Below are 8066 nucleotides of genomic sequence, written 5' to 3' on the forward strand. Positions count from 1 at the left end.
CATTGAGCTGTGTCCGTTTTTTAATACAACTTTTTATTTTAAAATGACTCTTTAAGACTAAAAATTAATAGATAATTTAATATCTTTTCAAACTAAAGAAATATTGTTTTCATTCAAAAAAGTGTCTAAACTTTTTTTGATAATTCTTTGGTTTCAAAAGATATTTTTTTAAATATTTTATCTTTACACTATCTAGTTAGGTAAAAAAAGTGAAAAACTCGTCAACAAAATGAAAAGAAAATAATCTTTGATATCAATTTAACATTTTTCTTTACAAAAAGGCGCACTAAAACAACCTTTTTCAAGGTTATATTATTTTATATTAATTCAACTAAAAATTTATCTCAGATTTTGAACATATTGAGATGGAGTTGAATGATTTAATTTGCTTAAAATCCACTTAGTATTCCAAAATTTCGGAAAATGATTGATTAATTTTTTCATTTTATCAGGAGATTTTTGAAATAAAAAAGGATTTTGATGTTGTAAAATTGTTTTCATTTGGCCAAAAAAGTTTTCAATAACGGCGTTATCACGAGGGGTAGCTTTTCTTGACATGCTGATTAAAAAACCTTTTTTTGTTAAAGTTTGTTGTACTTTTGGTGATTGATAAACGGTTCCTTGATCGGAGTGAATAATACAAGGATTAGTAATTTTTGGGAGTTTTTTAATAGTATTTAAAACTAAATCTTTATTTTGGTGTGAAGAAGTATAAGAAGCGATGATTTGGTTATTAAAAGAGTCAATGATACAAGAAAAATATAAAAAACCTTGATTAGTTTTGAAATAAGTAATATCAGTAAAGAGTTTTTGGAGGGGTTTGGTGGTAATAAAATCTCGATTGATTAAATTAGGAACTACTTTTAATTTAGCTTTTAAATTATTGTTATAATAATATTTATTTTTTTTGATTCTTAAACAACAACAAATATTATTTTTTTTCATAATGAGATAAACTTTTTTCTTGTTGATGAATTCGTTAAAGGTTTTTTGGTATAAATCAGTGATTTTTCGATGACCGTAAAAATATTGATAATGGAGACATAAAGCTTTAATTCTTTTTTGTTGTAACAGGTATTTTTCTTCTTTTTCTTTTAGTTTAGCTTTCACTTTCAACCAATAATAATAAGTACTTCTTTTAATTTGAATTGTTTTTAAAATGGTGGTTAAATTCAGGGTTTGATTGAATTGGTTGGTTAAATGAAAAACAATCTTTTTATCAATTTTTTTAATCTTTTCAATAATTTTTTGTAATAATTTAATTTTTTGTTTTAATTTTTGCATCTTAATACCAATTATCTTTATAAATTATTCTGAATATATTAACTATATTATAACTCTAAAAGATTTTTTATTGGATCAATAAGCGCTTCAGCGCGTTCATCTTTTTGTTTCATATATAATAATCAATACTTGGGAAGGTAGTTAATTTAAAAATTAAAGTTGATTTAATGATTGAAATAAATTAAAAAAAATAAAATTACCTAAAAAGAGGTTTTTATGATATCGATAAATAATAATGATATGAAAAATGATAATGCGATAATATCAAATATCGAGTATCATTATCATTATCGATATAAAATATCAAATATCACTCCTTAAATAAGTTTTTTATTAAAAAGGATATATGAAAAGTAACATGGTAATAAAGTGGTAATAAGATGGTAATAAAAAGGTAACTTAATGGTAATAAAATGGTAATTTTATAAATTATTTATTTGTTTTTAATTCTTTTTTATTTAAATTTGATAAATAACCAGAACGTAACTTTTTCACCCGATAACCTTGTTTATCTTTTGTTAAAAAAGATTGAAGATATTTTAAATCTTCTTTTCGATAATAAATAATGTTTAACCCTTTTTTATAGTTAGTTTTCATGGGTTTGTGGTATTTATCTAGTTTTTGAGGGTCTAATTGATATAACTGTAAAGTTTCTAACTTATTGACATCAATTTTTCCAATTAATTCTTTGATACGGTTTTTAGTTTCATTTTGATAATTGATTTGAAAAAGAGGATATAGGTTTTTAATGGGGTTATTTTGGCTTTTAAGCGGGGTTAAATTAGAAAGTAATAGTTTACTATTACTAGAAGATAAATTATCATTAATTAAGGTTATTTTCGTTTGTTTAATTTCTTCTAAGATTTGTAGGTCGACAAAGAGAGTTTGGTTTTTCGGACGGTAATTAGCTTCTTGGTAGGTATTTTTCTTTTTAGAATGAGAGATAATAGTGAGATTTATTAAATCTTCTTTTAATATTTTTAAAAAGTTTTTAATTTGAGTTAAATCGTTAGGGTTGGTTTTCGTATTCCAACCTCCGATTCTAATTTCTTGACTAGTGTCGTTTTTCATTTTTGATTTCTCCTTTTAATTATTCATTAATTATTTCTACTTTATCTTCTCCAAAGAAATGAACCGCTAAATCGACGATGATTTTCTTTTTGGCCTCTTCATATGAAAGATAAGGGTTTAAAAAACATTTTTGATATACTTCTTTTCCGTATTGACATAATAAATCATCGACATCTTTACAAGTTTTATCATATGGTGGTAAAATCCTGCGGATTTCATAAGGGATTTGATTTAATTTTAGTTGTTTTCCTAAGACTTCACTGCGTTTTTGGCCTGTTTTGTCGTTGTCTAAGGCGATAATGACTTTGATATTTTCTTTTTTGAGAATTTCTAGTTGAGATTGAGAAAGTAATTGAGTGACACAAATGAGACCGACCACGTTTTTAATTCCGTTTTGCCAACAACTAATGACATCAAAAAATCCTTCATGAATGATGATGGTTTTTGTTTGTTTGATAAAAGGTAACGCTTCAAAAAACCGATAACTAAAATGAAAGGTGGGGGTTTGACTGAAATTAGTTAAAGCTTGGTATTTGGGTTGGAAATAACTAGTCTCGCGAAAATGATTTTGATAAAAATGAAAAGTTTGATGATAACCGTTTTTAATGGGGATAATGATAGAACCATGAAAAGTATCATGAAAATATTTTGTCCCTTGGTGGTTGGTTTTTTCTTTAATAAAACCATATTCTAATAATTTATCAATGTTAATGTTTTTCTTTTTTAAAAAATTGATGAATCGAAAAGATAAAGGTTTATTAGATAAAGGGGCGTATCCTAATTTAAATTCTTTAATGGTTTCTAGAGTTAGTTTTCTTTTTTGAGTTAAATAAGTTAATCCTGGTTGGCTTTCATTGTTTCGGTTGGAAATTAATAAATAATGATAATAATCTCTAATTTGATTAAATAAGGGTGAGATTTCTTTAAATAATTGGTTTTTGATGAGTTGGATTTGGGTTTCATCAATTGGATGAGATGTTTTGGATTGATATGGTTGTTTAAAAGGATTAGTGGTTATTTTATTGCTTTCTTTTTCTTGTTGGTTTAAAGTTTTAAATTCTTGAGTTTTCATAAAATGATAAATTCTAGTAACAACCTCAGGAAAGTTTTTATTTCTTCTAACTTCTTGATAAACATCAATTACGTCATAATCACGACCACATTTCCAACAATGAATATTGTTGTTTTCATTGATATGACAAGTTGTTGGATTTTGACCTTGATGGATGGGACAAGGGAAGCGATATTTGTCGTTGAAGTTTGGTGGGAGAATATTTAATTTTTTTAATAAAACCGACATAGGGAAATTAGTTTTGATGTGGTTAATTTTTTCTTGATTATTCATTGTTTTAACTCCTTAAAAAGTTTCGATTTGATAAGGTAAAACATAACCGATTTCTTGGAAGGTTTGCGTGGTCATTTCAAAATGATAAACTAAGGTTTTTTTAGTGCCACTGCGATTTTTTTTGATATTTACTTCGATGATTTTTTGGGATTCGTTGTTTTTTGATGCTAAATATAATTGATTACAATTTTGATTATAGATATTTAAGGGCTTGTCTTGGTCTTTGGATAGTTTGGGTTGGAATTCAGACATCATTAAGACGATATCGGAGTTAGTTTCGATCCCTCCTGAACCTTTTAAAGCGGTGATTTCAGGAGATTTTCCTTGGTAATTGCTATATGTATCTCTTGAAAATTGAGATAAAATCATAATAACAATATTTAATTCAATGGCTAATCTTTTTAATTTAGTCATAATTTCATCAATGGCTAGGCGGTCATTTTCTAAATGATTAGATGATTTGGTAATTTGAAGATGATCGATGACAATGATTTCTACTTTTTGTTCTAAATGAAGACGATAAACTAAATCAATGACATAATCAATGCTTTTAACTTGATCATAACTAAATGATAAATTAAGTCGAGAAAATAATTGTTCAGTGTAATTCATCCTTTCCATATAGGTATGTTTAGTGATGTTTGAGTCTTCCCAATTTTTAGCTAAAATAACATCTAAGGGAATTTGAGTTTGGTGGGCTAATAAACGACTTAAATTTTCTTCTAAGGTCATTTCATAAGAAAAAACTAACATATGGGGATAATATTTAGTTTCTTGATGTTTGGTTTTGACGATATCTAAAAGAAGATTGTAGACAAAAGTGGTTTTTCCTAACCCTGTATAACCGCCAATGGTGATGATTTGACCTTTTTTAAAGCCTTTCGTGGCTTGGTTTAAGCCTTTGAAGGTTTCTGATAGACGGTAATATTCTTCTTGAATTTTTTGTTTTGCTTGGTTATTAGTTTCAAAAAATTCAGGATGACAAGAAGCCATTTGATTTAAAGTTAATAAGGTTTTATCGGAGGAATGAGATATAAAGGACATAAATTTTCTTAATTTATCAAAGATTTCTTGGTAGTATAGATTTTTATGATAAGGATCTTTGTTTTCAAAAGAAGGACTAATAATTTTTAAGAGTTGTTGGAACAGTTTTTCTTGGGTATAGGTATGTTTTAAGTTATCTAAGAAATAGAGATTATTTTCCTTACTAAAATCATTATTTAAAAAAGATAATGATTCTTTAGTAAAGTTATCTTGGGGGAAATAGTTTTGAAGATAGGCGAGTAATTCTTTGATGATCTCAGTTTGAGATTTGATTTTATCAAAGGGATGAGTTGTTTGTTGTTCTAAAAATAAATATTTTAAGGCTGTAAATATTTTTGTATTGTGGGCGTCAAGTAAAGTTTTAGGGTTGATTATTTGACAATAAAGGTTTAATTTTTCCCATTGACCTTGTTCGATATAATTTATTAATTGTCTTAACGCTTTTTGTTCATTGGTTAACATTTTATATTAACTCCTTTTTTTCTTTTTTAATGATGTTGATGTTAGAAAAAGGGATGAATTGACGGGTAATTAAGTTTTGTAAGAAATTGTTGGCTGAATTGGAAAATAAATTAATTACTTGATTAATACCTTGGACTTTTCCTTGATTGATTTTATGATTTAATCTCTGAGTTTCTGGTTCGTTGTTGGTTAATAAATAAAATTCAAAACGAGTATCGAGTTTTTTTAATTGTTGTCCTTCTACCATGGCTTGTTTATATCGATCACGAAGACATGTTTTAAAATTAAAAGCGATAATCCGTTTATTTTTCGTAAATAACACTAAATCAAATTTAATGTCGGGGATGAAGAATAAATAAGCTTGAGGATATAAATGAATGATTCCTTGGTTTTGAAAATAGAGAAAAATAAGATATTCATTGATTTTACCACGGATTACTTTTTGACTTTGAGAGTTATAGTTGTTATCGGTTAAATATTTATCTAGTAAATAGTGATGATGTTTCGTATATTCATGAAAATTAAGTAAAAATGATGTTTTATGAAAAAGTTTTTTTAAAATATTAACACATTGAGTGTTAGTATTGAAATGTTTAATGTGATAAAAATCAGTATTCGTTAACATCTTTGATATTCCTTTCTTTAAATAAAAAAAAGACCTTTAAATTAAGGTCTTTTGTTGGTTTTTTTAGTTTTAAAAATTCTTTTTGTTTTCCAGGTAATGGTGCCATCAGGTTTCACCGTTTTAATTTTTCCATTCCGATAATAAAAATAAAGATTACCATTTTGGCATTTTTTCTTAATAACAATAGACATTAGATTTCTCCTAAATATTTCATAATTTTTTGGATATTAGATTGAATAGGATCACTACCATCTAAGATTAATTTCAAACCACTAACATAATGAGTAAGATAATGATAATATCCTTGGCGAACGGTTTGAAAATAAGTTAATGATTGTCTTTCGATGAGATCCCTTTGATGGTTTTTTTGTTTTTTCTTTCTCGTTTTTCCGATGAGAGGGTCAATATCTAAATAAATTATTAAATCAGGTTTTCTTAAAATAGTTTCATGATTGATATTGAAAATTTGTTTTAAAGGTAAATTAGTTAGTTTCTTTTCCTTGAAAAAGGAAATAATTGATAAGCATAAGTAGATGGTAACCAACGGTCTAAGATGATTAATTGGTGATTTTTAAATAATTCTACTTGGATTTGAGCCATATTAGCGAGACTTAAATAAAAACGAGTGAGATAATCTACTTGTGAAAAATTTAAAAATAAATCTCTAATTTTCTTCCCAATGGAACTACTTCCTAATCCTTGATACAGTTGATGAGGGGTTTTTAATTGGAGTTGCAGGGCGTGAATAAGAGAAGTTTTTCCACTCCCGTCAAGTCCTTCGAAAACGATTAATTTCATCATTGATTTCTCCTTTGATTTTTAATTTGGGCATAAAAAAAGACCTTCAAATTGAAGGTCTCAAAGTATTAATTATTTAATTTTACTTAATTGTTTTAAATAAGTTGTTTTTTCTAATTCGTCTTTGGCTTTAGTTAAAAGTGCTAAGTATTTTTGACTGTCTTGAATCATTTTTTGAATAAAGGTTTTATCTTGATAAATCCGCACTACATGATAGTTTCGGTCATTAAAATAAACTAAAAAGTAAGCAAATTGTGCTTGAGAACAATAGAGTTGACATTGAACTTGGGCCCAATAATATTGTGGGATATTTTCTAACTGAGGGTGAGTTAAAAAATGAGTCCAAGTGGATGATACTGTTTGGTTTTCGTTCACAAAAGGACATTTTATTTCTAAAACGATTTTGTTTTGTTCGTTGTAACCATCCAAAGAAGCGGAAAAAAGGTTAACTTGATCATCAGTGAAAATGGTTTCTTCAAAAGTTAAATTAGTTTTTTGTATGAAAAATTCTCTAGCAATGGGTTCCATTTTTTGTCCATGAAGCGTATATTGATTGGAAGTAAAAGTCGTGCCAAAGAGTTTATCATGGACTAATTGTTCCATGGAACGAAAGGGATCTAAACCTGTAATGGAAGCGATTTCGGAAGCGTTGATGTATTTTTTTCGGTGTTGATACCATAATTTGGTGCGTTGATTTAAGTTTTTGATTCTCATAATAATTATTCTTTCTTAAATATTTTCTTTAATAATAAAGAAAGATATTTTCCTAAATAATAAATAAATTTAATTATATGATAAAGACATTTAAAAAGAAAATCAATGAAATATAAGAAATGCGGAAGAAATAATAAAATAATTGTTAATAAACCTAAGTTTAACCATTGATTTTGATAAGTAAAGAAATAATCACTTATAGTTTTAAGGTTATTATTTAACTTAGTTAACCAAGTATTAATTAAATTCCACATGATAATTAAGTCGCTTCGTGGTTAAATGTTGATAAAATTGAACCACTATTCCTTGTTTGAGTTTTTGGATACTTAGTTTAACGGTGAAAAGATAGAATTTAATGACGTAATAAACGGTTATCAAAGGAATAATTGAAAGTAAGGTGATGATAAAAGGAATGAGATTATTAGGTAAAAGATGTAAAGTTTTTTTTATTAACATGGTTTTTGGTTTCCTTTCCAAGTTTGTTGTTAAATAAAAAAAGACCCTGGAGGGTCTTGGTTTATTTTTAAAATTTAATGAAATTCATTTAATTGATATTGTAAATTAATATATTTTTGGCTTAGATCCTTAATTATTTTCACTAATTTTTGATGATTTATAATAAGTTCTTGTATTGTAGGATCTTGATAAGAACGACTTAAAATTGTGTTTGCTATTTGATTTTGTTCATATGAATAATCCCAAATTTTTTCATTTATACACTTT

General features: G+C 26.6%; 10 protein-coding genes and 1 pseudogene. All 11 read right to left on the reverse strand.

Annotated features, from left to right (window positions below):
• Nucleotides 1-339: 339 nt before the first annotated feature.
• Nucleotides 340-1284: an IS3 family transposase gene (locus tag AB6A63_RS01040; RefSeq protein WP_370430842.1), complete on the reverse strand. Its 945-nt coding sequence runs from the start codon at nucleotides 1282-1284 to the stop codon at nucleotides 340-342.
• 429 nt (nucleotides 1285-1713) lie between these two features.
• Nucleotides 1714-2355 carry a phase variable surface lipoprotein gene (locus AB6A63_RS01045; protein WP_370430843.1) on the reverse strand — a complete coding sequence of 214 codons (642 nt, stop codon included), beginning with the start codon at nucleotides 2353-2355 and terminating at the stop codon, nucleotides 1714-1716.
• Between the two features lie 19 nt (nucleotides 2356-2374).
• A complete protein-coding gene (locus AB6A63_RS01050) occupies nucleotides 2375-3700 on the reverse strand; it encodes a toprim domain-containing protein (protein ID WP_370430844.1) in 1326 nt (441 codons plus the stop codon).
• 12 nt (nucleotides 3701-3712) lie between these two features.
• Entirely contained in the window at nucleotides 3713-5206 is a 1494-nt protein-coding gene (locus AB6A63_RS01055) for a replicative DNA helicase (protein ID WP_370430845.1), read from the reverse strand.
• Nucleotide 5207: 1 nt separating this feature from the next.
• Nucleotides 5208-5831 carry a hypothetical protein gene (locus AB6A63_RS01060; RefSeq protein WP_370430846.1) on the reverse strand — a complete coding sequence of 208 codons (624 nt, stop codon included), beginning with the start codon at nucleotides 5829-5831 and terminating at the stop codon, nucleotides 5208-5210.
• Entirely contained in the window at nucleotides 5815-5937 is a 123-nt protein-coding gene (locus tag AB6A63_RS01065) for a hypothetical protein (protein ID WP_370430847.1), read from the reverse strand. Before AB6A63_RS01065 ends, AB6A63_RS01060 begins: the two co-directional genes overlap by 17 nt.
• 84 nt (nucleotides 5938-6021) lie before the next feature.
• Nucleotides 6022-6375, reverse strand: a complete 354-nt coding sequence (locus tag AB6A63_RS01070) for a hypothetical protein (protein WP_370430848.1) — start codon at nucleotides 6373-6375, stop codon at nucleotides 6022-6024.
• Entirely contained in the window at nucleotides 6318-6632 is a 315-nt protein-coding gene (locus AB6A63_RS01075; protein ID WP_370430849.1) for a dTMP kinase, read from the reverse strand. Before AB6A63_RS01075 ends, AB6A63_RS01070 begins: the two co-directional genes overlap by 58 nt.
• Before the next feature lie 69 nt (nucleotides 6633-6701).
• Nucleotides 6702-7343, reverse strand: coding sequence for a YqaJ viral recombinase family nuclease (locus AB6A63_RS01080; RefSeq protein WP_370430850.1), 642 nt, complete (start codon nucleotides 7341-7343; stop codon nucleotides 6702-6704).
• A gap of 5 nt (nucleotides 7344-7348) precedes the next feature.
• Nucleotides 7349-7597 carry a hypothetical protein gene (locus AB6A63_RS01085; RefSeq protein WP_370430851.1) on the reverse strand — a complete coding sequence of 83 codons (249 nt, stop codon included), beginning with the start codon at nucleotides 7595-7597 and terminating at the stop codon, nucleotides 7349-7351.
• 276 nt (nucleotides 7598-7873) lie between these two features.
• Nucleotides 7874-8066, reverse strand: a pseudogene (locus AB6A63_RS01090) (SVM family protein); the annotation flags it as partial.

The organism is 'Camptotheca acuminata' phytoplasma (assembly GCF_041276565.1).
Classification (GTDB): Bacteria; Bacillota_I; Bacilli_A; order Acholeplasmatales; family Acholeplasmataceae; genus Phytoplasma.